This is a genomic window from Cellulomonas sp. JH27-2, from assembly GCF_014837175.1.
In the GTDB taxonomy this organism is placed as follows: Bacteria; Actinomycetota; Actinomycetes; order Actinomycetales; family Cellulomonadaceae; genus Cellulomonas.
In genome coordinates this window covers 564,482-588,952 of the sequence record NZ_JACYFR010000002.1, presented here as the reverse complement: position 1 = coordinate 588,952, position 24,471 = coordinate 564,482, and the positions used below count along the sequence as shown (strand labels likewise).

Sequence of the window (24,471 nt, the reverse complement as noted above, 5' to 3'; positions counted from 1 at the left end):
CCCGCGGGCGGCACTGCCCGCGGAAGGATGGTCGCGACGCGACGCGGCCGTGACGCTATCGAAGCGCTTCGAGCGAGAGCAGGGTCCGAATCGTTTAGGGGAAGGCGGGACCGTCGCTCCCAGGGAGGTGCGCGCCCGATGGCGTCCGAGGGGCGGGATCGCGGCGAGCCCGGGTGCGCCGCACGGCGTTCGGAGGTACAACCGAACCATGAGCCGCCACCGCGACCTGACATCAGATCCCGCCGCCGAGCACCTCGCCGACCGCACCCGGTCGCAGTCCGAGCTGGACGCGGCCGACGCGCGCTCCGGGGGAGACCCGCGCCGTGCGCCACGCTCCCTGAAGGCCACCGAGCTCTCGGCCGACGACGAGGCGATCGCGAGCAGCGACGACTGGGACGACCCCGAGCGGCTCTGAGCCGGACGCCGTCTCCTCGGGCGGTCCGCAGGTGCTCCCGAGTGCTCCGCGCCTCAGGTGATCCGCACGTCAGGTGATCCGCAGGAGCCGGGCCCGGATCGCCCTCAGCAACGCGAACCCGTCCGCGCCCTGGACCACCGCGATGCCGTCACGCACCGCCTGCTGACCCGCCCGGACCGATCCCGGCGCGGCCACCGGTACGCCGTGCGCGAGCACGTGCTCACCGAACGTGAGCTGCCGCAGCAGGATCGCCCGTACCTGGTCCGGGTGCCGCTGTGCCGCCCCCGCGTACACCTCCGGGTCGCGCTGCCCGTCGTCACCCACCAGGATCCAGCGGACGTCGGGCAGCTCGGCCATCAGCCGCCGCAGCTGCGTCACCTTGTGCCGTGCCCCTGACCGGAACCAGCCGGTGTTGGTAGGTCCCCAGTCGGTGAGCAGCATCGCGCCCGGAGGGAACCCGTGCCGGGCCAGGAACCGGCCGATCGCGGGCGCCGCGTTCCAGGCGCCGGTCGAGAGGTAGACGACGGGGATGCGGGGGTCGGCCGCCAGCAGCTGCTGGTAGAGCACGGCCATCCCGGGCACCGGCTCACGGGCACCCTCGTGCCGGACGAAGCTGTTCCAGGCCGCGACCAGCGGGCGCGGTAGGCGCGTGACCATGACGGTGTCGTCGATGTCGCTGACCAGCCCGAGGCGCACGTCGGGGTCGATGACCTGCACGCGAGCCGCGGCCCGGGCGCCGTCGGCGGCGGTCAGCTCCACGTCGTGCCACCCGGGCGGCAGGTCGGACGCGAGGTCGGCGTCCAGGTAGCCGCCGCGGTCGGTCACGACGTGGTGGACTCGCTCGCCGATCCGCACCTCGACCCGCACGCCGGCCACCTGCGCCGTCGCGAAGCTGCGCCAGCCACGCACGGCGTGGGCAGGTGCGCTGCCGGCCTGCTCGCCGCCGCCCGCTCCCGGCAGGTCGGACGCCCGCACGACCGGCGCGGCCAGGAGCGTCCGGGCCATCACCCGCACCCAGCCCGGGGCGCCGTAGCCGGCGTAGGGCTCGATACGGACCGTCCAGCCGCGCCGGCGCATCCGGTCGGCGATCCGACGGTCGAACGCGTCCTCGAGGCGCGCGGCGAGGTGCAGCCGCGGCTCGGCACCGGGGTGCGACGACCCGGGGCGGATGACGCCGGGCCGCGCCGCGCGCAGGACCGCCCGGCCACCGGTGCTCCCGGTGGCCGGGCGGTCGGGAGCGTCGTTCACTCGGCCTTGGCGGCGGCCTTGGCCGCGCCCTTCTCCGTGCGGGCGTCCTGCGTGCTCAGCACGCCGCCGGCTGACTCCAGGTGGGCGCGGACGAACCAGTGGAACAGCTCGAGCTCGTGCAGGTGACCGATCAGCAGGTCGTTCGTGACGTCGTCGAGCTCCTCGACGTCCTTCGCGGCCTTGCGGTGGTCGGAGACGACGCCCTGGTAGACCTCGTCGAGTGCTCCCAGGTGCTCGATGGCGCCCGCGCGGCCGATCGCGTAGTCGTCCCACGTGCGGGCCTTCACCAGCGCGCCGGGGGTGCCGACCGGCGCCACGCCGAGGGTCGCGATGCGCTCGGCGATCGCGTCGACCATGAGGCGGACGGCGTCGACCTGCGGGTCGATCATCTCGTGGACCGCGATGAAGTGCGGCCCGACGACGTTCCAGTGGATGTGCTTGAGGGTCAGGGCCAGGTCGTTCAGCGCGTCGAGGCGGGTCTGCAGGATCGTCGCGACGGCGGCTCCGTCCTCCTTGGTCAGGGACGGGACGGTGAACGTGGGCAGGTCCTTGCTCGCCATGAGGTGATGCTCCTTCGTGCTGGTCGGGGTCGGCGACCCCGGTCGCGGTCTCGGGATCAACGCTGCCTCACCCGGTGGCGGGGCGCCATCCGAACGGTCCGGCGGACCGGCCGTCAGGCGAACGGGTCGCCCCGTTCCTCGAAGCGGGCGGCGACCTCGCCCGGGCCCAGGTGCTCCAGGCCCGGCTCGACCTCGTCCCACCAGCGCGGCGCCGCCACCGTGGGGCGCTCCCGGCCCCGCAGCGAGTAGGGCGTGATGGTCGTCTTGGCGGGATGGTTCTGCGACCAGTCCAGCAGCACCTTGCCGCCGCGCACCTCCTTGCGCATGACGGCCACGACGAGCCGTGGGTGCGCCGCGGCCAGCTCGTACGCGACGTCGCGCGCGTACTGGCGCACCTGCATCACCGACGACGTGCCGGGCAGGTCGGCGTAGAGCTGCATGCCCTTGCTTCCCGACGTGACCGGCACGATCCGCTCGAGCCCGTCGGCTCGCAGCCGGTCCGCGACGACGTGCGCGACGCGGACGCACTCGTCGAGCCCCGCGGGCGGACCGGGGTCCAGGTCGACGACGAGGCGGTCGGGTGCACGCACGCCTCCGCGCGGTCCCACCCGCCACTGCGGCGTGTGCAGCTCGAGCGCGCCCTGGTTGGCCGCCCAGACGAGCCCGGCGAGGTCGTCGATGAAGGGCAGCTCCAGCTCGGCGCCCTCGTCGTCGGCGCCCGGTGCGGCGCGCAGCTTCTGCCGACGCAGCCACTCGGGTGCACCGCGGGGCGTGTTCTTCTCGAAGAAGCGCTCGGACCCGGTCCCGTCGGGCCAGCGGATCCGCGTCACGGGCCGGTCGCGCAGCTGCGGCAGGATGCCGCCCGAGACGCGCAGGAGGTAGTCCATGACCTCGGCCTTGGTGGTGCCGCTGGCCGGGAACAGGACCTTGTCCAGGTGGCTGACGCGCACCTGAGTGCCGTCCACGTCCAGCAGCTGGCGGTCGGGGGTCATGGGGCCTCCCAGGGGTCGGGGCCGGTGTCGGTCCGCAGCCCACGGACCACGGGCTGGCGCAGGCGACCGGACGGCGTCCGCGTGAGGTAGCGGACGTCGACGACGAGCGTCGGCTCGCACCAGCGGGCGCCGCGGGCGTCGGCGGGCGGGACGTCGTCGACGAAGCGTGACGTGCCGGCCCGATGTTCGTCGAGCAGCGTGCGCAGGCTCGCCGCGAGCGGTCCGGCGAGCCCGCTGCCGGCGCGGCCCAGGTACTGCAGCGCACCGTCGGCGTCGGGCGCGCCCAGCAGGAGCGCCCCCAGACGCCCGGTCCCCGTCGACTCCTCGCGCCAGCCCCCGACGAGCGCCGCACGAGTGCGGTGGTGCGGTGCCTTGACCCAGTCGGGCGAGCGGCGACCCGGTCGGTAGACCGACGAGCGGCGCTTCGCCACCACGCCTTCGAGGCCGTGCTCTGCGGTCACGGCCCACAGCTGCTCGCCGTCGTCGTAGACCGGCGAGAGCTCCACGTGCGGCGGGAGCGCGAGCGTGTCCAGGACCGCGCGGCGTTCGTCGTAGGTCGTCGACGTGAGGTCGCGCCCACCCAGGTGCAGCACGTCGAAGACCAGGTACGTCACGGGCCGGGCGTCCGCGAGCGCGCGAGCGCGACGGGCGTCGCGCACGTGCATGCGTTCGGCCAGCGCGGCGAACGACGGCACGCCGCCCGCCAGCAGCACGATCTCGCCGTCGAGCACCGCGTCCGGGACGGCCGCCAGGCCCGAGAGCTCCGGATAGGCGTCGGTGATGTCGTTCTCCGCCCTGCTCCAGAGGCGAGGGGCGCCGGTCCGGGTGTCCGCGAGCGCGCGCACGCCGTCCCACTTGACCTCGAACGCCCAGTCCTTCCCGCGCGGCAACACGCCGGGGGAGGCGGCAGGGGTGGCGAGCATGGGCTGCACGGGTCCATCCTGCCCATGAGAGCGCGTGCGGCGCAGGCCGCAGCGCCCGCGATTCGCGCGTGCGCCGGGCACGCGGCACAGGAGGGTGACGGCATGCGAGCGATCTGGAAGGGCGCGGTGGCGTTCGGGCTGGTCAACGTGCCCGTGCGGCTGTACTCGGCCACGGGGGAGCACGAGGTCACCATGCACCAGGTGCACCGCGAGGACGGCGGCCGGATCCGCTACCGCAAGGTGTGCAGCCTGGACGGCGAGCCGGTCGAGTACTCGGAGATCGCCAAGGGGTACGAGACGGCGGACGGCGAGCTCGTCGTCCTCACCGACGACGACTTCGCCAACCTCCCGCTCGCCACCGAGCGGGAGATCGAGGTGATGGAGTTCGTCCCCGTGGACCAGGTGGACCCCATCATGCTCGGCAAGACGTACTACCTGGAGCCCGACAAGACCGCGGCCAAGCCGTACGCGCTGCTGCGTGGCGCGCTCGAGGCGGCGGACCGTGTCGCGGTGGTGAAGGTCGCGCTGCGGCAGCGCGAGTCGATGGCCGTCCTGCGTGTGCGTGACAAGGTCATCTGCCTGCAGACCCTGCTGTGGCCCGACGAGATCCGGGTCGCCGACTTCCCGATCCTCGACGCGGACGTGACGGTCAAGCCGGCCGAGCTGACGATGGCGAGCTCGCTCGTGGACTCGCTCGCGGCGGACTTCGACCCGAGCCAGTACGAGGACCGCTACGCGGCTGCGCTCGAGGATCTCATCGAGCAGAAGGTCTCCTCGGGCAAGACGCAGGCCTTGCCCGTCCCTGCCGGGGAGAAGGAGGAGTCCGGCGGCGAGGTCGTCGACCTGCTCGCCGCCCTGCAGCGCAGCGTGGAGAAGGCGCGCACGGCCCGCGGGGAGGAGCCTGCGGCGTCGGCCGACGACGGTGACGCGAAGCCGGCCAAGGCGAAGAAGGCCACCACCGCGGCGAAGAAGACGAAGAAGAAGGACACGTCGCCCGACGACGACGGTGCGCCCGCCCGCCGCACGCGTCGCAAGGCGTCGTGACACCCGCAGCCTCCGGGTCAGGAGCAGCCGTTCGTCGGGACGCGGCGGTCGGCGCGCTGCGCCGCATCGCGTTCCTGCTCGAGCGTGCCCAGGCGAGCCCGTACCGGTGCGCCGCGTTCCGGGCGGCCGCGACCGTCGTCGAGGGCACGGACCCCGCGCGCCTCGACACCCTGGTGGCGAGCGGCGGGCTCGCCGATCTGCCGGGCGTGGGTGCCCGGACCGCGGAGGTGGTGGCGCTGACCTGGCGCGACCGGGCCGTGCCGTACCTGGTCGAGCTCGAGGACGAGTACGCGGCGCAGCCCGAGGCGTCGAAGGCCGCGCTCGCGCTGCGGCGCGCGCTGCGGGGCGACCTGCATGCGCACACCGAGGCGAGCGACGGCTCGACACCGGTGCAGGAGATGGTCCTGGCAGCGCTCGAGCTGGGGCACGAGTACCTCGCGATCACCGACCACTCACCGCGCCTGACGGTCGCGAACGGGCTGTCGGCCCCGCGGCTGCGGGCGCAGGTGGCGCAGCTCGCCGCGCTCAACGGGGTCGTCGAGCCGTTCGTCGTGCTGAGCGGCATCGAGTGCGACGTCCTCGACGACGGCACCCTGGACCAGGACCCGGACCTGCTCGACGACCTCGACGTCGTCGTCGCGTCCGTGCACTCGAAGCTGCGCATGGACTCCGCCGCCATGACCCGGCGCATGATCGCGGCCGTCAGCAACCCCCGCACGGACGTGCTCGGGCACTGCACCGGGCGACGGCTCACCGGGAAGCAGCGGCCCCCGTCCGAGTTCGACGCCGCAGCCGTGTTCGCCGCGTGTGCGGAGCACGGGGTGGCCGTCGAGATCAACTGCCGACCCGACCGCCTGGACCCGCCGCACGAGCTGCTGCAGGTGGCGGTCGACGCCGGGTGCGACTTCAGCATCGACACGGACTCCCACGCCCCCGGCCAGCTCGACTGGCAGATCGTCGGCTGCGAACGCGCCGTGGCGCACGGCATCGGCGCGGATCGCGTGATCAACGCCTCACCGCCTGCGACGCTGCTGGCCCGGACGCACGGACCACACGGTCTGTCGGGTTAGGGTCGACGGCGGTGACGGGCGAATCCGCGGATCCGCGGGTCCTCCCGTCGCTCGGCCCGGCCCCCGGGTCCGCATTCGCACAGTCAACAAGGAGCACTTTTCGTGAGCGTGAACCGCACCGAGCTCGTCCAGGCCGTCGCCGCCAAGGCCGGTCTCACCAACTCCGAGACCGACAAGGCCCTCAAGGCCTTCCAGGAGGTCCTGGTCGAGCAGCTCGCGGCCGGCGAGGCCGTGACGATCCCCGGCTTCCTGGCCGTGTCGCGCGCCGACCGCGCCGCGCGGACGGGCATCAACCCCCAGACGGGCGAGAAGCTCGAGATCCCCGCGGGCTACCGCGTGAAGATCACGGCCGGCAGCGCGCTCAAGCGCGCCGCGCAGGGCTGAGCCGACGTCCCCGGGCCGGGGTCCGATCCGCGAGGGTCGGGCCCCGGCCCTCGTCATGGGCTGCCGTCCGCGTCGTGCCGCGCGGCCCACCTCGTGACGATCTTCGGCAGCACCCACCACGCGCTCGCCATCACCACGAGGCAGCCGAGGCCGACCCACCGGCCCGCGGCCCTGGTCAGCACGACGTCGAACAGGAGCATGGCGCTCCCGGACAGCACCAGGGCCAGCACGAGCAGACCGGCCCGCGCGAACCAGCTGCCGATCGTCACGAGCTCGCGCTTGAGCCGGCGGCGGAACAGCGCCCGGTGGATCGCGACCGGCGCCACGATGAGCGCGGTGGCGAGGACCGCAAGCAGCACCAGCACGAGGTAGAGGTCGTGCTGGTAGTCGTCGAGGTCCTCGAACCGTTGCTGGAACGGGATGGTGAGCAGGAAGCCGGTGAGGATCTGCGCCCCGGTCTGGGTGACGCGCAGCTCCTGCAGCAGCTCGTCCCAGTTGCGGTCCATGCGCTCGGTGAACGTCTCGCGGCGGTCGTCCGTCGGGTCGAAGTCCTGCTCGGGCGCCTGCGGGTGCTCTGCTGCCATCGGTGCGCTCGTCTCCTTCGTCGGGCCTGCACGCATCCTGCCGCACCTCGTGCCGCGGCGGGCGGGGGACACTGGGACGGTGAACCGACTGCACGACGCCGATCGCCGCGACTTCGCCTCCGACAACTACGCGGGTGCGCACCCGGAGGTGCTGGCCGCCCTCGCCGCCGCGAACGGCGGCCACCAGACGTCGTACGGCGGCGACGCCTACACGGCTCGGCTGCAGGAGGTCGCGGCGGACCACTTCGGTCCCGATGCACGCGCGTGGCCCGTCTTCAACGGCACCGCCGCCAACGTGCTGGCGCTCCAGGCCGCCTCACCGCGGTGGGGCGCCGTGGTCTGCAGCGCGAGCGCCCACATCCACACGGACGAGAACGGCGCCCCGGAGCGGGTCGCCGGGCTCAAGCTCCTGACCGTGCCGACGCCGGACGGCAAGCTCACCCCCGAGCTCGTCGCGCGGGAGGCCTGGGGCTTCGGCGACGAGCACCGGGCCCAGCCCGCGGTCGTGTCCATCACGCAGGCCACCGAGGTCGGCACGCTCTACGCGCCCGACGAGATCGCGGCGCTGGCCGACCAGGCGCACGGGCTCGGGATGCGCCTGCACGTCGACGGCGCGCGGATCGCCAACGCGGCCGCGGCGCTGGACCTGCCGCTGCGCGCGTTCACCACCGACGTCGGCGTCGACCTGGTGTCCTGGGGCGGCACCAAGAACGGCCTCGTGTTCGGCGAGGCGGTGGTGGTCCTCACTCCCGACGCAGCACCGGGCCTCGAGTACCTGCGCAAGGCGTCCATGCAGCTCGCCTCGAAGATGCGGTTCGTCTCGGCGCAGCTCGTCGCCCTGTACGAGGGCGACCTGTGGCTGCGGTCGGCACGGCACGCCAACGCGATGGCCGCTCGCCTCGCCGCAGGTCTGGCCGCGATCGACGGCGTTCGCGTCACGCAGGAGGTCGCAGCGAACGGTGTGTTCGTCGCGATGTCGTCCGACATGGCCAGGGTGCTCCGCGAGCGGTGGCGGTTCTACGACTGGACGCCCGGCGAGGTGCGCCTCATGTGCGCGTTCGACACGTCGCCTGACGACGTCGACGCGCTCGTCGACGCCGTCGCCCGGGCTGCTGCGTCGCACTGACCTCGTCGCGCTGCCCGCGTCGCTGCGACCTCGTCGCACTGACCCGGACGCCGAACGGGAGCCCTCCGTGTGGAGGGCCCCCGTCCGGTCAGCTTCACCTGTCAGGTGTCGTGCGTGCGATCACGCGACGGTGCAGCTCGCACCGTTGATCGTGAAGGCGGTGGGCGCGTTGTTCGTGCCCGAGTGCGTGCCGTTGAAGCCGATGTCCGTCGAGGCACCCGGCGCCAGCGTGCTGTTCCACGACAGGCCCTTGCCGGTGACGGCAGCACCCGACTGCGACCAGTCGGCGCTCCAGCCCTGCGTGATGGTCTGGCCGTTGGCGAACGAGAACCCGAGGGTCCAGTTGCTGATCGCCGTCGTACCGGTGTTGGTCACCTTGATCGAGGCCGTGAAGCCCGTGTTCCAGCTGCTCGCCGAGTACTTGACCGAGCAACCTGCGGTGGTGGTGCCACCGTCGGTCTTGGTGCTGGCGGTGACGGCTGCGGAGGCGGCGGAGACGTTGCCCGCGGCGTCCTTGGCCTTGACCGTGAACGAGTACGACGTGCCGGCGGTGAGGCCGGTCGCGGTGTAGCTCGTCGTGGCGCTCGAGCCGACCAGGGTCGTGCCCCGGTAGACGTCGTAGCCGGTGACGCCCACGTTGTCGGTCGACGCGGTCCAGGACAGCGGGATCGACGTGGTGGTGGCGGTGCCGGCGGTCAGACCCGTCGGAGCAGAGGGCGCCGTCGTGTCCGTGACCGTGCCCGACTTGGTGCTGGCCGTGACGGCGGACGAGGCGGCGGAGATGTTGCCCGCGGCGTCCTTGGCCTTGACCGTGAACGAGTACGACGTGCCTGCCGTCAGGCCGGTGACCGTGTAGCTCGTCGTGGTGCTCGAGCCGACCAGGGTGGAGCCCTGGTAGACGTCGTAGCCGGTGACGCCGACGTTGTCGGTCGACGCGGTCCAGCTCAGCGGGATCGACGTGGTCGTCGTGGTACCGGCGGTCAGACCCGTCGGTGCCGAGGGCGCCGTCGTGTCGTTCGTCGTGCCGGCCTTCGTGGTGGCCGAGACGGCGGTGGAGGCGGCCGAGACGTTACCGGCGGCGTCCTTCGCCTTGACCGTGAACGAGTACGCGGTCGAGGCCGTCAGGCCCGTCGCGGTGTAGCTCGTCGTGGTGGACGAACCGATCTTCGTCGAGCCCTGGTAGATGTCGTAGCCCGTCACGCCGACGTTGTCGGTCGAGGCGGTCCAGGACAGCGGCACCGAGGTGGCCGTCGTCGTGCCGGCCGTCAGGCCCGTGGGGGCCGTCGGGGCGGTGGTGTCGGCCGGGGGAACCGTGCCGCCGCCGATGACGGGGTACGCGTTCTTGACCAGCGTCGTGAACTGCGCGTCGAACCACTTGCCGGCGAGCGGCGCGTCCGGCGTGGCGCCGGTGAGCTGGTTCTTCAGCTTGGGCGACACGAAGGTCGGGTCGCACATGCGGTCGAAGCTCTTGCCCTCGTCGTTGTCGATGGCCTTCGACGCACCGTCGGACTCACCCGGGGGCTTGATCCAGACGTACGCGTCCAGGTACGACTCGGGGTGCCCGGCCGGGGAGGCCTGCGGCAGCTCGCCGATGCCGGCGCCGAGCGGGTTGCACCACGCGCCGCGGTGGACGCGACGGTCCACGCGGGACTGGTTGACGTAGGTGTTCAGGTCCGTGCTCGTCGAGACGGCGGTGGGACGGGCGGAGCCGCCCCAGCCGTTGCGCGAGGTGTCGATCAGCATGCCGATCGAGCTCGGGAACCCGGCCGTGACGAGACGCTTGTGCATGTCCGCCGCGAAGTCGAGCTCGTCGAAGTCGAAGTTCCACTCGTAGAAGTCAGCCGAGCGGATCGGGTTGTTGTTGATCGTCTTCGACGAGTCCGTCAGGAACGGCTCCTCGAGCGGTGTGGTGTTGGCGGTGTCGCTCACGAAGCCGTCGATCGACGCGAAGCCGGCGGTCGTCGACTTGGCGACGTCGGCGAAGAGCTGCGCGGCGGGGACCGAGTTGCTGTCCCAGCCGAGCCAGCCCGAGTGGCCGATGTCGACGTAGTTGTACACGTTGGAGATCGCGTGCAGCTTGTCGAGCGCGTACTTGACGCCGGCCTTGTAGTACGGCGCCGCGGTCTGGCAGAGGGGCTCGGAGATGTTCGTGACGAGGTTCGGCAGCGAGTCGGGCTCGATCGTCGCCGAGATGCGCAGGCCCGCGTACTTGGGGTCGGACAGCAGGGAGGCGATCTTGTCGATGTACTCGGTCTTGTAGCGGGCCAGGCCGGCGTCGGTGGCGGGGAGCTCACCGTTGGAGGCCAGGGCGTAGCAGTCGCGGCCGGGCAGGTCGTAGATGACCAGGTTGACGACGATCGGGCCGGAGCCCTTCTGCTTGAGCGCCTCGTCCAGGTGGTACTGCAGACCCTTGCCGTCGGCGTTGCCGGTGATGGCGCTGATGCGGTCCATCCAGACGGCGGTCGGCTGCTTGGCGACCGTCGCCATCTTGGCCGCGAGGGAGGAGTCGGCTTGCCGCGCCGCTGCGGCGTTGACCTCGGCTGCCCAGGTGGGGTTCACGTACTGCGTCGCGCCGGCATAGGGGTTGTCGACGTGCGCCTCAGCAGCGTTCGCGCTGCTGGTGATGCTCAGGGGGATCGCGACGAGCGCCATTGCCGTCGCGGCGGTGGTGGCGACGCGTGCGCGCCGACCCATCGCCTTCTTGCCGTGTGTGGACACGTGGTCCTCCGTCTGTCGTTCCGCAGGCCCGGGCGGCCAACCCGTCCAGGCACGAGCCGCCGACATCAAGTCCACGGCGACTCGAGCCAAGGTGACCATGTCCGTTTCGCCCACGACACGGTGTGAAACGTTTAGGTGCCCCCGGGCTGTCGTTCCGACGACGTTCGCACGCGGTTCATCCTGTGCGAGGTCCGCTGCTCCCGCGGACCGCCAGCGCGCCGACGGGGACGTCACGTCGCGGGCCCTGCGCTCCGTCCAGGACGTCGAGCACCACCTGGCCGGTCGCGGTCCCCAGCGCGACGGACACCGACGGCAGCGCGGTGATCGAGGGTGTGGCCAGGCGGCAGAGCGCCGAGTCGTTGGCCGAGACGAGCGAGAGGTCCCACGGCACCGAGACGCCCGATCGTCGGGCGACGTCGAGCGCGGCGACGGCCATCTGGTCCGTCCCGACGACCAGGGCGGTGGGCGGCTGCCCGCCGGTGAGCAGGCGGCGCGTCACACCTGCTGCCGCCTCGGGTGAGCCGTCGGTGACCTCGTGCAGCAGGGACCCGTCGGACGTGCGCAGGACGTGGCCGAGCGCGGCGGCGCGCACGTGCGTCTGGTGCCGGTCGGCGGGGCCCGTCACCAGGGCGACCTGGCGGTGGCCGAGCTCGAGCAGGTAGCGCCCGACGCGCACCATCGCCTCGCCGTCGCCGACCGTCGCGGCCGCCACGGCGTTGTCGTCGACCCCCGGGGCGCCGCCGACGACCACGGCGGGTGCGCGCAGCTTGCGGAGCGCGTCGATGCGCGGGTCGTCCTCCAGCGCCTCGGTCACGACCATGACGTCGAACCGGCGCTCGGCCCACCACTCGGCGTACAGCGCGCTGGCCGCCTCGGGTCCGTCCACGACCTGGAGCACCAGGGCGAGGTCGCGCGTCACGAGCACCTCCTGGAGCGCGACGACGAACTCCAGTCCGCCGCTCGCCTCCGCGGGTGTCCCGACGGCGCTGCGGTCGAGCACGAGACCGACGGCGCGCGAACCCGTGCGCATCGACCGGGCGGCTGCGCTGGGACGCCAACCGAACTCGTCGGCCACACGCAGGACGCGTTCACGCGTGGCGGCGGACACGCCTGGCCGGCCGTTGAGCGCGTACGAGACGACGGCGGTCGAGACGCCCGCGGCGCGCGCGACGTCCACGATCGTCGGACGCCGTGCGGGGCTCGGACCTCCCGGTCGGGTGGGTGGCGCGGTTGCGGGGCCGTTCGCGGCGCGGCGTGCGGGAGGGTCGGATGCGGGATTGGTCACGATCACCTACTCTTGCGCCCGGTACGGGTGAATTGCATCGTCTCGGCTCCAAAGATGTGGGCGAGGTTGACATGGATGTTCGGCGGCGGGGTCTGGCTCCGACGGAGCGACGCACGATCGGTGTGCTGTCGCCCGTCGTCGGTGGCTTCTACTTCGGTGCGTTGATCGCTGGTGTCGCTCGCGCCGCCCGGGTGGCAGGTCACCGCGTCGTCGCGGTCCAGACCTACCCGGCCGGCCTGGACCGTGAACGTTACCCCGACGGGTCGGTGCTCGACGCGCCAGTCGCGCTCGGGGCCGTCGACGGGCTCGTCGTCGTCGGCCAGGCCCTGCGCCGTGACCGCCTGGGCTCGGTGAACCGCTGGGGCGTGCCGGTCGTCCTCGTCAGCGAGGAGCGGTTGTCCGACGACGACGCGGTGGTGCTGCCCGACAACCTGGGCGGCGTGCGCGCCGCGGTCGAGCACATGCTCGGCCATGGTCACCGCGCGATCGGCTTCGTCGGGAGCCTCGGCCAGCTGGACATGCGCGAGCGGTTCGCCGCCTACCGCTCGACGCTCGCCGAGCACGGCATCGAGGCGCGCGACTCGTGGATCTACCCGGCCTCGGACAACCACGAGCAGGGCGGGATGGACGCCGCGGCCCGGTTGCTCGCGGCGGGCACGCCGACGACCGCCGTGGTCTCGGCGACGGACCGCAACGCTGTCGGCTTCCAGCGTGCGCTGCGCTCGGCCGGGCTGGTGCTCCCGCGGGACCAGGCGGTGTTCGCGTTCGACCACGCCGACTCGGGTGCGCGCACGACGCCACGGCTGTCCACGGTGGACGCCCACTACGACCGGGTCGGGGCGCAGGCCGTCTCGCTGCTCCTGTCGCGCATGCTCGGGGGCGAGGTCACCGATGCCGCGCCCGGCGGCGAGTACCGCGCCCCGTCGACCCTCGTGCTGCGCGAGTCGTGCGGCTGCACGGAGGCCACGCAGTCCGCGCCGGCGGCGCCCGCACCGGCGACGAGCCGGGACGGCTACCAGGCGCTGCGCTCGCTCGCGGGCACGGCGTTCGTCGGTCCGGTGGGGCACCGCGGGACGCGCCGGACCGGTGCCGCGCCGCGCGAGGTGTGGTGGCGTGCGGTCGTCGAGCCGATCGAGGCCGCCGCCGAGCGGGGGAGCGTCCCGGGGGCCGCCACGCTGGCCCGGCTCGCCGACCTCACGGCCGCGATGCAGCCGCACCCCGAGGCGCTCGAGCAGCTCGTGACGTGCCTGCGGGGGATCGAGGCGGACGCGGTGGGAGCGCTCTCTCTCGTGTCGCGGGAAGCCGCGCTGCGCCGCACCGTCTCCGAGGTCCTCGTCGCGATCACCAAGGGCTGCACGCGGGCGCTGCTCGCACGCAGCGGCCTGCTCGAGCGCACGATCGTCGACCAGTACGAGGTCGACATGGACCTGCTGCGCGGCGACGGCGCGAGCCCGCGGGCGCTGGGCTGGCTGCCGCGCGGCGTCCGGGGACGTGCGTGCCTCGGGCTGTGGCTCGGCGCTGACCGAGGACCGGCAGACCGCGAGATGGAGATCGTCGGCGTCCACGACACGTCCGGGGGACTGGCGCGGCTCGTCGGGACCCGGACCACCGCGAGCCAGTTCCCGCCCGTCGCGCTCACCCGCGCGGAGGGCGCGGGCACCAACGAGGTCACGTTCGTCGTGCCGGTCACGTTCGGCGGCAGCGACTGGGGTCTGCTGGCGATCGACGGCACGGTCGAGACCCGGGCGACGAGCGCCCGCGACCGCTTCAACCACTGGGCCGCTCTGCTCGCCGTCGCGCTCGACCAGGAAAAGCTCCTGACCAGCCTGCGCGAGCAGCGCCGCGCGCTCGAGCAGGCCGCCGAGCGTGAACGCTCGCTCGCCGACGCGGTCCGGGCCAGCGAGGAGCGGTACGCGCTCGCGTCCATGGCCGCCCACGACGGCACCTGGGACTGGGACGTCTCGGCCGGGACGGTGTACTACTCGACGCGGTGGAAGCAGACGTTGGGCTACACCGACGACGAGGTCGGCGACTCACCCAGCGAGTGGCTCGAGCGCGTCCACCCCGCCGACCGTGCCGAGCTGTCGGTGGCGATCGCCGCCCAGCTCGGCGGCAGCGCCACACCGCTCGAGCTCGAGCACCGCGTCCGCGCGGCATCGGGCGAGTACCGCTGGATGATGTGCCGCGCCGTCACCGTGCTCGACGAGGCGGGGTGCGCGTCGCGGCTCGTCGGCGCCCTCGTCGACGTCACGGACCGCAAGGAGGCCGAGCTGGCGTTGCAGCGCGACGCGCTGCGGGACCCCGAGACGGGCCTGGTCAACCGCGTGCTCTTCCTCGACCGGCTCGGCGCCGCCGTGCTCCGCACGCGCCGCACCCCCGAGTACGACTGCGCGCTGGCGGTCGTGCGCGTCGCGTCGTCGGTGCCGATGCCCCGACAGGGCAGGTCCGAGCAGGAGGCGCCACGCTCCGAGCTGCACCGCGAGCTGGTCCGGCGGTTGCGTCAGGTGCTGCGCGCCGGGGACACCCCCGCGCGCCTCGCCGAGGACACGTTCGCGCTGCTGCTCGACGACGTCGGCAAGGGCGGGTTCCCGTCCCGGGTCACCGACGTGCTCGAGCAGATCAACCACGACCTCGGTCCCCTCGTGTCCGTCGGGGTGCTCGGGAGCATCCGCGACCTGCGCGACGCGGGGGAGGTGCTGCGCGAGGCGGAGATCCGGTTGCTGCGCGGTGGCAAACCGACCACCAGCGGCCCGGGTGCGCGTCCGGACGCGGTCACCCGCGGACAGCTCGGCCGCTGAACGCACGACGACCCCGCCCGGATGATCCGGGCGGGGCCGTGCTCGACTGCGTCAGCCGCGAGCGCGAGACGTCAGCTGCGACCGCGCGACGGGCCGTGCGTGGGGCGCGACGCGTGGTGGCCGGCGCGGGCGGGCCCGTCGCTGCGCGGACCGGAGTCCATCCGGATCCGCAGCGGCCTGCCCGCGACGCGGGCGCGGCCGAGCCGGTCGAGCGCGTCCGGCGTCAGGCCGCCCGGGATGTCGACGAGCGAGAAGCTGCCGAAGATGTCGATCTTGCCGACGTCCTTGCCCGTCAGGCCGCCCTCGCCCGTGAGCGCACCGACGAGCGCGCCCGGCTGGACGCCGTCACGGTGACCGACGGCGACGCGCCAACGGGCCGGTCCGCCGGCGATGTGCGTGTTGGTCCGACGCCGCTCGCCGCGCTCGGGACGGTCGCCGCGGTCGGGTCGTGCGCCGCGGTCGTCGCGCGACGCCGCGAGGCGGGCGCGCTCCAGCTCGGCGTCCATCTCGTCGCGGGCGCCGGGGCCCTCGTCGCCCACGGCCAGGGCGAGCACCGTGGCCAGCAGGTCGGCCGGGTCGGTGCCCGGGTTCTGGGCGAGGTGGACGGCGACGGTCTCGCGGTAGAGGTCGAGGCGACCGGCCTCGGTGCGCTCCGGGATGCGGTCCAGCAGCTTCGTCACGCGGTGCCCGGAGACGTCCGCCGGGGTCGGGATCGTGATCTGCTCGAGCTGCACGCGGGTCGTGCGCTCGATCTGGCGCAGGCGGCTCTGCTCGGAGGGGGTGACGAACGACAGGGCCTCGCCCTCGCGGCCGGCGCGGCCCGTACGCCCGATGCGGTGCACGTAGGTCTCGGGCTCGCGCGGGACGTCGAAGTTGACGACGAGGCCGATCCGGTCGACGTCGAGCCCACGGGCGGCCACGTCCGTCGCGACGAGGACGTCGAGCGCACCCGAGCGCAGACGGTCGACGATCTTCTCGCGCTCGCCCTGGGCGACGTCACCGGAGATGTAGGCCGCGGAGATGCCCTTCTCCACCAGCGCGGAACCGACCTCCTCGGCCGCGCCACGGGTGCGGACGAAGACGATCGCGGCGTCCGCGTCGGAGACGGCGAGCACGCGGGACAGCGCCCCGACCTTGTGGCGGAACGGGACGACGGCGTACGTCTGACGGACCGAGGTCACGGTCGACGACTGCCGGGCCACGGTGATCTCGACCGGGTCGACCAGGTGCTGCTCGGCGACACGACGGATCGCGGGCGGCATGGTCGCGGAGAACAGGGCGACCTGCCGACGCTCGGGCGCGCGGCGCAGCACGTTCTCGACGTCCTCGGCGAAGCCCATCCGCAGCATCTCGTCGGCCTCGTCGAGGACCAGGAAGCGGACCTCGTCCATCTTGAGCGTGCGACGCTCCAGGTGGTCGATCACGCGGCCGGGGGTGCCGACGACCACCTGCGCGCCGTGCTGCAGGGCACGCTGCTGGGGGAGGAACGGCGACCCTCCGTACACGGGGACGACCGTGAGGCCGGGGATCTGGGCGGCGAACGACGAGATCGCGTCGGCGACCTGCATCGCGAGCTCGCGGGTCGGCGTCAGGACGACCGCCTGCACGGCACGGAGCGACGGGTCGACCGCGGCGAGGAGCGGAAGGCCGAAGGCGGCCGTCTTGCCGGTGCCGGTCTGGGCGACACCGACGATGTCACGGCCGTCGAGCAGGGCCGGGATCGCCTGGGCCTGGATGGCCGACGGCGTCTCGAAGCCCAGGTCGGCGACGGCCCGCTGCAGGGCGTCGGGAAGGCCGATCTCGGCGAACGTCGAGGCGGGCGTGCTGGCCGCGGGCGCGTCGGAGCTGAGCAAGGCAGAAGTCATGGCAGGAGTGACCGATCGTCGTCATGGGGGGAGCCCGGACCGTCATCACGCTGATGCACGGTGGGTCGCAACCCCTGACTACCCATGGCTCCCGGTCTTCACACCGGGGCCTCGACCACACGACCGCCCGGTCCCGCACTGCGGGCCGGCGTCATTACGAGGGGACGCGACGAACTCCAAGTTCGATACGAGTCTACGCGGACAGGTACCGCGAGGGGAGGTCCGACGAGGGTGACGTCACGCACAACGGCCTCAGGCGAGGCCCAGCCGTGGTGCCTCGATGGCCGGGCAGGCGTCCATGACGACGTCGAGACCGGCGTCGCGGGCCCGCGCAGCGGCCTCGTCGTCGACGACGCCGAGCTGCAGCCAGACGGCCTTGGCGCCCACCGCGATCGCGTCGTCCACTACCGCGCCCGCCAGGCCGGAGTTCACGAAGACGTCGACCACGTCGACGGGACCCGGGACGTCCGCGAGCGTCGCATACCCCGTGGCGCCGTGGACGGTGGGCGCCGATGGGTGCACGGGCACGATCTCGTGGCCGAGGCCCTGGACGAACCGCGCGACCCCGTACGCGGCGCGTTCCGTGTTGCTCGAGAGCCCCACCACCGCCCAGCGGCCCGGTGTCGTCAGCAGACGGCGGATGGTCGCCGTGTCGTTGTGATGGACGGTGTCGTCGTCGTGGTCCATGACGGCAGCCTCGCACGCTGGCACCACTCGTCGCGCGGGGACCGTAGGATCGTCGCGGCCGGGTGCCGGACCGGGCAGCCGACCGAGCAGGGGAGGAGCGGGCAGGTGAGCGAGGAGGTCGTCAGCACGCGCGTGCTGACCGTGCCGAACGTCATCAGCCTGCTGCGGCTGCTGCTGGTCCCCGTGTTCGCGGTGCTGATCTTCACCGGGCAGGACGCCTGGGCCGTGGCCGTCCTGGCGGTCTCCGGTGCGAGCGACTGGTTGGACGGCGTGCTCGCGCGCCGCCTGCACCAGGTCTCCCGGCTCGGCCAGCTCCTTGACCCGGCGGCCGACAGGCTGTTCATCATCGTCACGCTCGTCGGCCTGACGTGGCGGGGGGTCGTGCCGCTGTGGCTCCTGCTCGTCCTCGTCGCCCGTGACGTCGTGCTCGGCGTGATGCTGCTGCTCCTCGGGCGTGCCGGGTACCCGCCGCCGCAGGTCCACGTCGCCGGCAAGGCCGGGACCTTCGCGCTGCTGTACGCGTTCCCGTTGCTGCTGCTCGCCGAGTGGGACTCGTGGGTGGGCACGGCGGCGCAGGTCGTCGGCTGGGCGTTCGCGCTGTGGGGCGTGGCTCTCTACTGGTTCGCCGGTGCGCTGTACATCGAGCAGGCCCGTCGGCTGCTGCGCCCCGGCCAGCAGGCGTGATGACGAGCCGGCACACGCAGGGGAGCGCGGACGGCGCGGCGCGTCCCGCGCGTGTCGATGCGTCGATGACGCTCATCAACGAGTTCTACCGCCGGCCGCTCGACCCGGGATACGCACTGGCCGCACAGCGGCGGCAGGCGGGCGAGGCTCCGTCGAGGACCCGGTCCGGCATCGTGGTCCTCGTGGTGCTGGCTCTCGCGCTCGGGCTCGGTACGGCGGCCGCGACGCTCCAGCTCCGCAAGCCGCTGGGCCAGGCGAACGAGGCCCGCCGGGTCCTCGAGTCCCAGATCACCGAGCGCGGGGACGAGGCGGCCGACCTGCAGGCGCAGGCGACGGCGCTCGGCGACGAGATCTCCTCGCTCCAGTCGCGCGTCCTCGGGGACGCCGACGCGCCCCTGCGTACCGCGCTCGACGCGAGCGCAGTGGAGTCCGGGGCGGTCGAGGTCACCGGCAAGGGCCTGCAGATCGAGCTGTCGGACGCGCCGAGCAGCGGGTCCGACGGCGACGCGGCCGACCCTGATGCCCGGGTGCAGGACTCCGACCTCCAGGTGCTGGTCAACAGCCTGTGGGAGTCGGGCGCCGAGGCGATCGCGATCAACGGGCAGCGGCTGGCGGCGACGACCGCGATCCGCAGCGCCGGCAGCGCGGTCCTGGTCGACCTGGTGCCGCTGAGCAGCCCGTACACGGTGGAGGCGATCGGCGACTCGGTCACGATGCAGACGGACCTGGCCCGCTCGTCGGCCGGTCAGCTCCTGGCGACGCTGCGCGCGACCTACGGGATCGGTGTCGAGATGTCCTCGCAGCGGCACATCGAGCTGCCGGCCGTGCGGGTGACGACCCTGCACGAGGCGACCGTGCCCGAGGGGGCCGGGCTGCCCGAGCTGCGGGTCGAGCCGGAGGACGGCTCGAACGGGGACGGCGCCCCGGTTTCGCCCAGCGCCGACGCTGTGGCAGGGTCGTCGCGTCGATGAGGAGGAACGAAGCATGATCGCGGTCATCGGCCTCGTCGTGGGCGTCGTGGCAGGTCTGGTCCTGCAGCCGACCGTGCCGCTCGAGCTCCAGCCCTACCTGCCCATCGCGGTGGTCGCCGCGCTCGACGCGCTCTTCGGCGGACTGCGCGCCATGCTCGACGGCATCTTCGACGACCGGGTGTTCCTCACGTCGTTCCTGTCCAACGTGGTGGTCGCCGCGCTCATCGTCTTCCTCGGTGACCAGCTGGGAGTCGGGACGCAGCTCTCGACCGCCGTCGTCGTCGTCCTCGGCATCCGGATCTTCTCGAACGCCGCGTCCATCCGTCGCCACCTCTTCAAGGCCTGACGTGCACCCCGGCCAGGACCTCGACCCGCTCCCGGACGGCGACGCCGCGCCGGCGGCGGAGCCGGGTGCGCCCGCTGGGGAGGAGGTCGACGACGACGCTGCGGCGTTCGCTGACGAGGCGCCCGCCGGTGGGGCGACGACGGACGAGCAACCGCTCGAGCCGGCCGCTGTCGACCGCTCCGTGGTCGACGACGCATCGCTCGACGCGGACGGATCGGCCACCGACGATGCACCGGCCGACGACGGCGTTCCCCCGGAGGACGGCGCACCGGCCGACCTGCCCGCACCTGTCACCGACGACGACGTGGCTCCGGGGGCGGCCGTTGCCGAGCCGGCGCCGGCGACCCGTTCGGGCTGGGCGGTGCTGGGCTCGGCGCTGGCGTTCCGCAGCTCCCGTGCCCAGGTGCTGGCAGGGTTGCTCTGCGCGGTGCTCGGTTTCGCTCTGGTCGTGCAGGTCCGGCAGAACGACGAGGCCAGCCTGGCCGACCTGAGCCAGGCGGACCTGGTGCGGATCCTCGACGAGACGACGACGCGCGGCGACGCGCTCGCGACGGAGGTCAACGGCCTGCGGCGCGAGCGCGACCAGCTCGTCTCGGGCTCGGACAAGCGCCAGGCGGCTCTCGACGCGCTGCGCCGCAGCGCCGAGACGCAGGGCATCCTGGCCGGTCGGCTCCCTGCGCAGGGCCCGGGCGTGGTGGTGCGTCTCTCCGAGCCGAGCGGTCAGATCACCCCGGCGACCATGCTCAACATGCTCGAGGAGCTGCGGAACTCGGGTGCCGAGGCCATCGACCTCAACGGCTCGCGCGTCACGGCGAGCAGTGCGTTCGCGGGGATCCCCGGCGCCGTCACGCTCGACGACGAGCGGCTCACGCCACCGTACGTCTGGACCGTGATCGGCGATCCCGACACCATCGCCACCGCGCTCCAGATCCCGGGCGGCGCCCTGGCGGCCGTGCGCAGCAACGGCGGCGAGGGGGACGTGCAGCGCCGGGACAAGGTCGAGGTGACGTCCGTGCGGGTGCTCAATGCTCCGAAGTACGCGACGCCGGTGCCCGCGTCCGACGGTTGATCCCGATTCGTCCCGGGCAGGGGGTCGTTCCGGCCCCCGAACAGGGGCTCTGCGTGCTGCGCGCACGGCCGACGTCCGCATAGGGTGTCCAAGACGCCGTACGACCGGCGCTTGACGACACACGGACGCAGCGACGGGAGGCCCGATGAGCGGCGAAGGACAGGGCCCGCGCCCGGGAGCGGTCGAGCCGGAGGAGTTCGCGACGCAGCGCCCCCCAGCGCCCCGGTCGGCGTCGGACACGACGATGCAGTTCGGCCAGGTGGACCCGGTCGAGATCGAGCACGGCGCCCCGGTCGGCCTGACAGCCGACGAGGTGTCCGCGGTGCACGCCTTGCCGCCGACCTCCGCCCTGCTGATCATGCAGCGTGGCCCCAGCGCAGGTGCCCGGTTCCTGCTCGACGACGAGCGCACGACCGCGGGTCGCTCGACGCGCGCGGACATCTTCCTCGACGACGTGACGGTGTCGCGCAAGCACGCGGAGTTCGTGCGGGAGGGCGGCGGGTTCGTCGTCCGTGACATCGGCTCCCTCAACGGGACGTACGTCAACCGCACGCGCATCGACCAGGCCGTCCTGCGCGCCGGCGACGAGGTGCAGATCGGCAAGTACCGCATGACCTTCCACCCGAGCCCGCACCGCGAGTCCGCGCAGGGATGACCCGGGTCGGCACGCAGACGACGAGCAGGACGACGACCGGGGGGAACGCGCCGTGACGAGCGGACGAGCACGTGGCGGTGCTGTCGCACGCGCCGACGAGGGACCGCGCGCGGTCGAGTCGGACCCCCGCCCGGACGTCCCCGCGGAGACCGAGCCGTGGCCGCGAGGGATCTCGCGGCGCGCGTCGATGCGGATTTCCGATGTGCTGGCCGCCCTGGAGATCGAGTTCCCCGCGGTCACGACGTCCAAGCTGCGCTTCCTCGAGGAGCAGGGGCTCGTCGAGCCCGTCCGCACCTCGGCCGGCTACCGGCAGTACTCGCCCGCGGACATCGAGCGGCTGCGGTTCGTGCTGCGCCAGCAGCGGGACAGGTACATGCCGCTCAAGGTCATCGGCGAGCGTCTGGCCGCCCTCGACGCGGGGGAGGAGGACGAGCCGACGAGCCCGGCGCGGCTGGCCACCAGGGACGGCGTCCGCCCGACGGGTCACCGGCTGAGCGCGCACGAGCTCGCGTCCGACGCGCACGTGGACGAGGTCTTCGTGACCGAGCTCGTCGCGGCGGGGGTGCTCCGGCAGAACGGCAACGGCTCGTTCGACCCGTGGACCCGGGAGGTCGTCGCGTCGGCGGCCGCCCTGGCCGAGCACGGGATCGACGTGCGCCACCTGCGCCAGTTCCGCACGGCCGTGGACCGCCAGGTCGACCTCGTCGACCAGCTCGTCGCGCCCCTGCGCGGGCAGCGCAGCGCCTCGTCGCGGGCGCACGCCGGGACCTTGGCCGCCGAGGTGGGGGAGCTGTGCGCGCGCATGCACACGGCCCTCGTCCGGGCGGCGGTCGCCGACCTCGCGCCCTGATCCGGGTCGTCCGGTCGCCCGTCTGGCCTCGCGTGCGTGCGCGTCGTAGGTTGACCGGGTGGGGGACGGGTCAGGGCTGGTGACGGTGGAGGTCGTCGGCGTCCGGCAACGGGCGAGCGCCGACGAGATCGTCGTGCTGCTGCTCGACGCGGACGCCGAGCTGCTGGTCCCCATCCTCATCGGGCCGGCCGAGGCGTCGGCCATCGCGTCCGCCCAGGCCGGGGTCGTGCCGCCGAGGCCCATGACGCACGACCTGCTGCGTGACGTCATCGTCGCGACGGGAGACGGTCTCGACCACGTCGAGATCACCCGCCTCGACGACGGGATCTTCTACGCGGACCTGGTGCTGACGCGCGCGCGTCGGGTGGACTCGCGCGCGTCCGACGCGATCGCGATGGCGCTGCGGTTCGGCGTCCCGGTGCTGTGCTCGGCGGAGGTCGTCGCGGAGGCGGGCGTCGAGGTCAGGACGACGACGTCGGAGGAGGACCTGGCGCGCTTCAAGGCGTTCCTCGAGGCGGTCTCGCCGGAGGACTTCGAGACGGGCGCGGAGCCGGACGAGGCCTGAACCTTCGACTTCAGGTCGAACGTGAGACTCGCCGCTCGACACGCCGCCCGTGTCATTGCGGATGGCACCCGGCAGGCCTACCTTTGCCGAAGGCCAGGTGGCCGCGCGTGAGCTCCCGTGCCACGTGCGACGAGTGGAGGAACCCGTGAGCAGCACCGAGAACGCCGAGACAGCAGCCGGCGTCCCGCAGCGAGCGCAGGGTCTCCTGTTCGACGATGACCTGCCCGATCTCGACACCGCGACCGGCTATCGCGGGCCGACCGCCTGCCGTGCCGCCGGGATCACGTACCGGCAGCTCGACTACTGGGCCCGGACCGGCCTGGTGGAGGCGTCCATCCGGCCCGCCACGGGCTCGGGCACGCAGCGCCTGTACTCGTTCCGCGACATCCTGGTCCTCAAGGTCGTCAAGCGGCTCCTGGACACCGGGGTCTCGCTCCAGCAGATCCGCACCGCGGTCAGCCACCTGCGCGAGCGCGGTGTCGACGATCTGGCGCAGATCACGCTCATGTCTGACGGCGCGTCGGTGTACGAGTGCACGTCCGCGGACGAGGTCATCGACCTGGTCCAGGGTGGCCAGGGCGTCTTCGGCATCGCCGTCGGTCGTGTCTGGCGCGAGGTCGAGGGTTCGCTCGCGGAGCTCCCCACGGAGCGTGCCGAGGACGACGAGACGCCCGCTGCCCCCGGCCAGGACGAGCTCGCGCTGCGGCGACAGGCCCGCTCGGCGGGCTGACTCCTTCGAGGGTCAGCGCCTCGGCGCGCGCAGCGCGCGGTCGAGGAGGGCGTCGAACGTGCCGGCCAGCTCGGCTGCCGCTGCGCCCGGCCACGCGTGCACCGGCTGGGCCGCGCCCTGCGCCTGCTGCAGCGCGGCGCGTTCGGGCACGAACGGGTTCAGCACCAGGGGACCGTAGAGGTTCTGCAGCTCCTCGAGGCGGTAGGCCTGCTCGATCGAGCGGGCGCGTACCCGGTTGACGACGATGCCTAGGGGCTGCAGGCCGGGTGCGGCCGTCCGACGCAGCTCGTCGATCGTCCGCATCGCGCGACCCACCGCCATCACGGCGAACAGCCCCGGCTCGGTGACGACCAGGGCGCGGTCGCACGCGGTCAGACCGGTGCGCGTCAGGCTGCCGAGCGAGGGTGGGCAGTCCACCAGGACCAGGTCGTACCCGCGGATCCACGGCAGCGCGTACCGCAGCCGGTCGACGTCCGTGGACTGGAGGCGGTCATGGACGGCCGAGCGCTCGGAGCCCGCGAGCACGTCGAGGCCGTCGTCGGCCCAGGTGCTCAGCACGGTCGCCGCGGCGATCGAGTGCTCGTTCGCGTCGGCCAGCACGTCGGCGACGTCGCCGCTGTCGGGCTGCGTGCCCAGGGCCATCGTGCTGTCGCCCTGAGGGTCCAGGTCGACGACGAGGGTGCGCAGCCCTCGTTCGAGCGCCGCCGAGGCAAGGCCCAGCGTCACCGACGTCTTGCCCACGCCACCCTTGAGACTGCACACCCCGAGCACCAGCACGGTGGTCACCGTACCGTCATTCGTCCGCCGGGCGGAGCACCGGACGCGCCGGCGCTGGTGCCCGCGTCGGGCGACGACGGCTCGTTGACCAGGCGCGTCGGTGACCGACGCGGCAGACTTGCTCG

At 73.2% G+C, this 24,471-nt stretch carries 24 protein-coding genes; 14 read left to right on the top strand and 10 right to left on the bottom strand.

The features are described from left to right. Positions 1–208: 208 nt before the first annotated feature. Positions 209–415, top strand: coding sequence for a hypothetical protein (locus tag IC607_RS07685; RefSeq protein WP_191786674.1), 207 nt, complete (start codon positions 209–211; stop codon positions 413–415). Between the two features lie 69 nt (positions 416–484). Here the strand turns inward: IC607_RS07685 and IC607_RS07680 are convergent, their stop codons facing one another. The 4 genes from IC607_RS07680 to ligD (IC607_RS07665) all read right to left on the bottom strand — a co-directional run bounded on the left by IC607_RS07680 (position 485) and on the right by ligD (IC607_RS07665) (position 4,138). Then, the gene (locus IC607_RS07680) at positions 485–1,663 is read right to left on the bottom strand and encodes an App1 family protein (protein WP_370526074.1); all 1,179 of its coding nucleotides are present in this window, start codon (positions 1,661–1,663) and stop codon (positions 485–487) included. Next, positions 1,660–2,223 carry a Dps family protein gene (locus tag IC607_RS07675; protein ID WP_191786672.1) on the bottom strand — a complete coding sequence of 188 codons (564 nt, stop codon included), beginning with the start codon at positions 2,221–2,223 and terminating at the stop codon, positions 1,660–1,662. Before IC607_RS07675 ends, IC607_RS07680 begins: the two co-directional genes overlap by 4 nt. 113 nt (positions 2,224–2,336) lie before the next feature. Then, positions 2,337–3,215 carry a non-homologous end-joining DNA ligase gene (gene ligD / locus IC607_RS07670; RefSeq protein WP_191786670.1) on the bottom strand — a complete coding sequence of 293 codons (879 nt, stop codon included), beginning with the start codon at positions 3,213–3,215 and terminating at the stop codon, positions 2,337–2,339. Next, positions 3,212–4,138, bottom strand: a complete 927-nt coding sequence (ligD, locus tag IC607_RS07665; protein ID WP_225224742.1) for a non-homologous end-joining DNA ligase — start codon at positions 4,136–4,138, stop codon at positions 3,212–3,214. Before ligD (IC607_RS07665) ends, ligD (IC607_RS07670) begins: the two co-directional genes overlap by 4 nt. Before the next feature lie 102 nt (positions 4,139–4,240). Between ligD (IC607_RS07665) and IC607_RS07660 the strand changes: the two genes are divergently transcribed. The 3 genes from IC607_RS07660 (at position 4,241) to IC607_RS07650 (ending at position 6,636) form a co-directional block, all read left to right on the top strand. Continuing rightward, complete coding sequence (locus IC607_RS07660; protein WP_191786666.1) at positions 4,241–5,182, top strand: Ku protein; 942 nt, start codon at positions 4,241–4,243, stop codon at positions 5,180–5,182. After that, positions 5,179–6,252, top strand: coding sequence for a PHP domain-containing protein (locus tag IC607_RS07655; RefSeq protein ID WP_191786664.1), 1,074 nt, complete (start codon positions 5,179–5,181; stop codon positions 6,250–6,252). Before IC607_RS07660 ends, IC607_RS07655 begins: the two co-directional genes overlap by 4 nt. Positions 6,253–6,354: 102 nt before the next feature. Then, positions 6,355–6,636: an HU family DNA-binding protein gene (locus IC607_RS07650; protein ID WP_191786662.1), complete on the top strand. Its 282-nt coding sequence runs from the start codon at positions 6,355–6,357 to the stop codon at positions 6,634–6,636. Between the two features lie 53 nt (positions 6,637–6,689). On the opposite strand, the gene IC607_RS07645 is transcribed toward IC607_RS07650, so the two are convergent. Beyond that, on the bottom strand, positions 6,690–7,220 hold the full coding sequence (locus IC607_RS07645) for a DUF6328 family protein (RefSeq protein ID WP_191786661.1): 531 nt from the start codon (positions 7,218–7,220) through the stop codon (positions 6,690–6,692). A gap of 79 nt (positions 7,221–7,299) precedes the next feature. Between IC607_RS07645 and IC607_RS07640 the strand changes: the two genes are divergently transcribed. Continuing rightward, entirely contained in the window at positions 7,300–8,346 is a 1,047-nt protein-coding gene (locus tag IC607_RS07640) for a low specificity L-threonine aldolase (protein ID WP_370526073.1), read from the top strand. 120 nt (positions 8,347–8,466) lie between these two features. On the opposite strand, the gene IC607_RS07635 is transcribed toward IC607_RS07640, so the two are convergent. Together IC607_RS07635 and IC607_RS07630 are read right to left on the bottom strand one after the other, a co-directional pair. Then, entirely contained in the window at positions 8,467–11,064 is a 2,598-nt protein-coding gene (locus tag IC607_RS07635; RefSeq protein WP_370526072.1) for a glycoside hydrolase family 6 protein, read from the bottom strand. 175 nt (positions 11,065–11,239) lie between these two features. Further along, on the bottom strand, positions 11,240–12,349 hold the full coding sequence (locus tag IC607_RS07630; protein WP_191786657.1) for a LacI family DNA-binding transcriptional regulator: 1,110 nt from the start codon (positions 12,347–12,349) through the stop codon (positions 11,240–11,242). A 71-nt stretch (positions 12,350–12,420) separates the two neighbouring features. Between IC607_RS07630 and IC607_RS07625 the strand changes: the two genes are divergently transcribed. Further along, positions 12,421–15,147, top strand: a complete 2,727-nt coding sequence (locus tag IC607_RS07625) for a substrate-binding domain-containing protein (RefSeq protein ID WP_191786655.1) — start codon at positions 12,421–12,423, stop codon at positions 15,145–15,147. A gap of 71 nt (positions 15,148–15,218) precedes the next feature. Here the strand turns inward: IC607_RS07625 and IC607_RS07620 are convergent, their stop codons facing one another. Then, positions 15,219–17,012, bottom strand: a complete 1,794-nt coding sequence (locus IC607_RS07620; RefSeq protein WP_191786653.1) for a DEAD/DEAH box helicase — start codon at positions 17,010–17,012, stop codon at positions 15,219–15,221. 252 nt (positions 17,013–17,264) lie between these two features. Continuing rightward, a complete protein-coding gene (locus IC607_RS07615) occupies positions 17,265–17,699 on the bottom strand; it encodes a CoA-binding protein (RefSeq protein WP_191786651.1) in 435 nt (144 codons plus the stop codon). 105 nt (positions 17,700–17,804) lie between these two features. On the opposite strand from IC607_RS07615, the gene IC607_RS07610 reads away from it, so the two are divergent. The 8 genes from IC607_RS07610 to IC607_RS07575 all read left to right on the top strand — a co-directional run bounded on the left by IC607_RS07610 (position 17,805) and on the right by IC607_RS07575 (position 23,569). Continuing rightward, complete coding sequence (locus tag IC607_RS07610) at positions 17,805–18,383, top strand: CDP-alcohol phosphatidyltransferase family protein (RefSeq protein ID WP_370526071.1); 579 nt, start codon at positions 17,805–17,807, stop codon at positions 18,381–18,383. Next, entirely contained in the window at positions 18,383–19,354 is a 972-nt protein-coding gene (locus IC607_RS07605) for a DUF881 domain-containing protein (RefSeq protein WP_191786647.1), read from the top strand. The genes IC607_RS07610 and IC607_RS07605 overlap by 1 nt, the downstream gene beginning before the upstream one ends. A 13-nt stretch (positions 19,355–19,367) precedes the next feature. Continuing rightward, positions 19,368–19,700 (top strand): small basic family protein, encoded by a 333-nt coding sequence (locus IC607_RS07600; RefSeq protein ID WP_191786645.1) that lies wholly within the window; start codon positions 19,368–19,370, stop codon positions 19,698–19,700. Position 19,701: 1 nt separating this feature from the next. Next, positions 19,702–20,769, top strand: a complete 1,068-nt coding sequence (locus IC607_RS17820; protein WP_191786643.1) for a DUF881 domain-containing protein — start codon at positions 19,702–19,704, stop codon at positions 20,767–20,769. A gap of 244 nt (positions 20,770–21,013) precedes the next feature. Then, positions 21,014–21,424 (top strand): FHA domain-containing protein, encoded by a 411-nt coding sequence (locus tag IC607_RS07590; protein WP_191787059.1) that lies wholly within the window; start codon positions 21,014–21,016, stop codon positions 21,422–21,424. A 187-nt stretch (positions 21,425–21,611) separates the two neighbouring features. Then, positions 21,612–22,274 carry a MerR family transcriptional regulator gene (locus IC607_RS07585; RefSeq protein WP_191786641.1) on the top strand — a complete coding sequence of 221 codons (663 nt, stop codon included), beginning with the start codon at positions 21,612–21,614 and terminating at the stop codon, positions 22,272–22,274. 58 nt (positions 22,275–22,332) lie between these two features. Continuing rightward, positions 22,333–22,839: a bifunctional nuclease family protein gene (locus IC607_RS07580; protein WP_370526070.1), complete on the top strand. Its 507-nt coding sequence runs from the start codon at positions 22,333–22,335 to the stop codon at positions 22,837–22,839. A gap of 145 nt (positions 22,840–22,984) precedes the next feature. Next, the gene (locus IC607_RS07575; RefSeq protein ID WP_191786640.1) at positions 22,985–23,569 is read left to right on the top strand and encodes a MerR family transcriptional regulator; all 585 of its coding nucleotides are present in this window, start codon (positions 22,985–22,987) and stop codon (positions 23,567–23,569) included. A 12-nt stretch (positions 23,570–23,581) separates the two neighbouring features. Here IC607_RS07575 and IC607_RS07570 read toward each other — a convergent pair whose 3' ends face one another. Then, on the bottom strand, positions 23,582–24,346 hold the full coding sequence (locus tag IC607_RS07570) for a ParA family protein (protein ID WP_191787057.1): 765 nt from the start codon (positions 24,344–24,346) through the stop codon (positions 23,582–23,584). Positions 24,347–24,471: the final 125 nt, after the last annotated feature.

Bases quoted from the DNA above. Each gene is read 5' to 3' on its own strand.
- IC607_RS07685 (WP_191786674.1), top strand. From the start codon at position 209: ATGAGCCGCCACCGCGACCTGACATCAGATCCCGCCGCCGAGCACCTC.
- IC607_RS07675 (WP_191786672.1), bottom strand. From the start codon at position 2,223: ATGGCGAGCAAGGACCTGCCCACGTTCACCGTCCCGTCCCTGACCAAG.
- ligD (WP_191786670.1), bottom strand. From the start codon at position 3,215: ATGACCCCCGACCGCCAGCTGCTGGACGTGGACGGCACTCAGGTGCGC.
- ligD (WP_225224742.1), bottom strand. From the start codon at position 4,138: ATGCTCGCCACCCCTGCCGCCTCCCCCGGCGTGTTGCCGCGCGGGAAG.
- IC607_RS07660 (WP_191786666.1), top strand. From the start codon at position 4,241: ATGCGAGCGATCTGGAAGGGCGCGGTGGCGTTCGGGCTGGTCAACGTG.
- IC607_RS07645 (WP_191786661.1), bottom strand. From the start codon at position 7,220: ATGGCAGCAGAGCACCCGCAGGCGCCCGAGCAGGACTTCGACCCGACG.
- IC607_RS07625 (WP_191786655.1), top strand. From the start codon at position 12,421: ATGGATGTTCGGCGGCGGGGTCTGGCTCCGACGGAGCGACGCACGATC.
- IC607_RS07620 (WP_191786653.1), bottom strand. From the start codon at position 17,012: ATGACTTCTGCCTTGCTCAGCTCCGACGCGCCCGCGGCCAGCACGCCC.
- IC607_RS07615 (WP_191786651.1), bottom strand. From the start codon at position 17,699: ATGGACCACGACGACGACACCGTCCATCACAACGACACGGCGACCATC.
- IC607_RS07605 (WP_191786647.1), top strand. From the start codon at position 18,383: ATGACGAGCCGGCACACGCAGGGGAGCGCGGACGGCGCGGCGCGTCCC.
- IC607_RS07600 (WP_191786645.1), top strand. From the start codon at position 19,368: ATGATCGCGGTCATCGGCCTCGTCGTGGGCGTCGTGGCAGGTCTGGTC.
- IC607_RS07590 (WP_191787059.1), top strand. From the start codon at position 21,014: ATGCAGTTCGGCCAGGTGGACCCGGTCGAGATCGAGCACGGCGCCCCG.
- IC607_RS07585 (WP_191786641.1), top strand. From the start codon at position 21,612: ATGCGGATTTCCGATGTGCTGGCCGCCCTGGAGATCGAGTTCCCCGCG.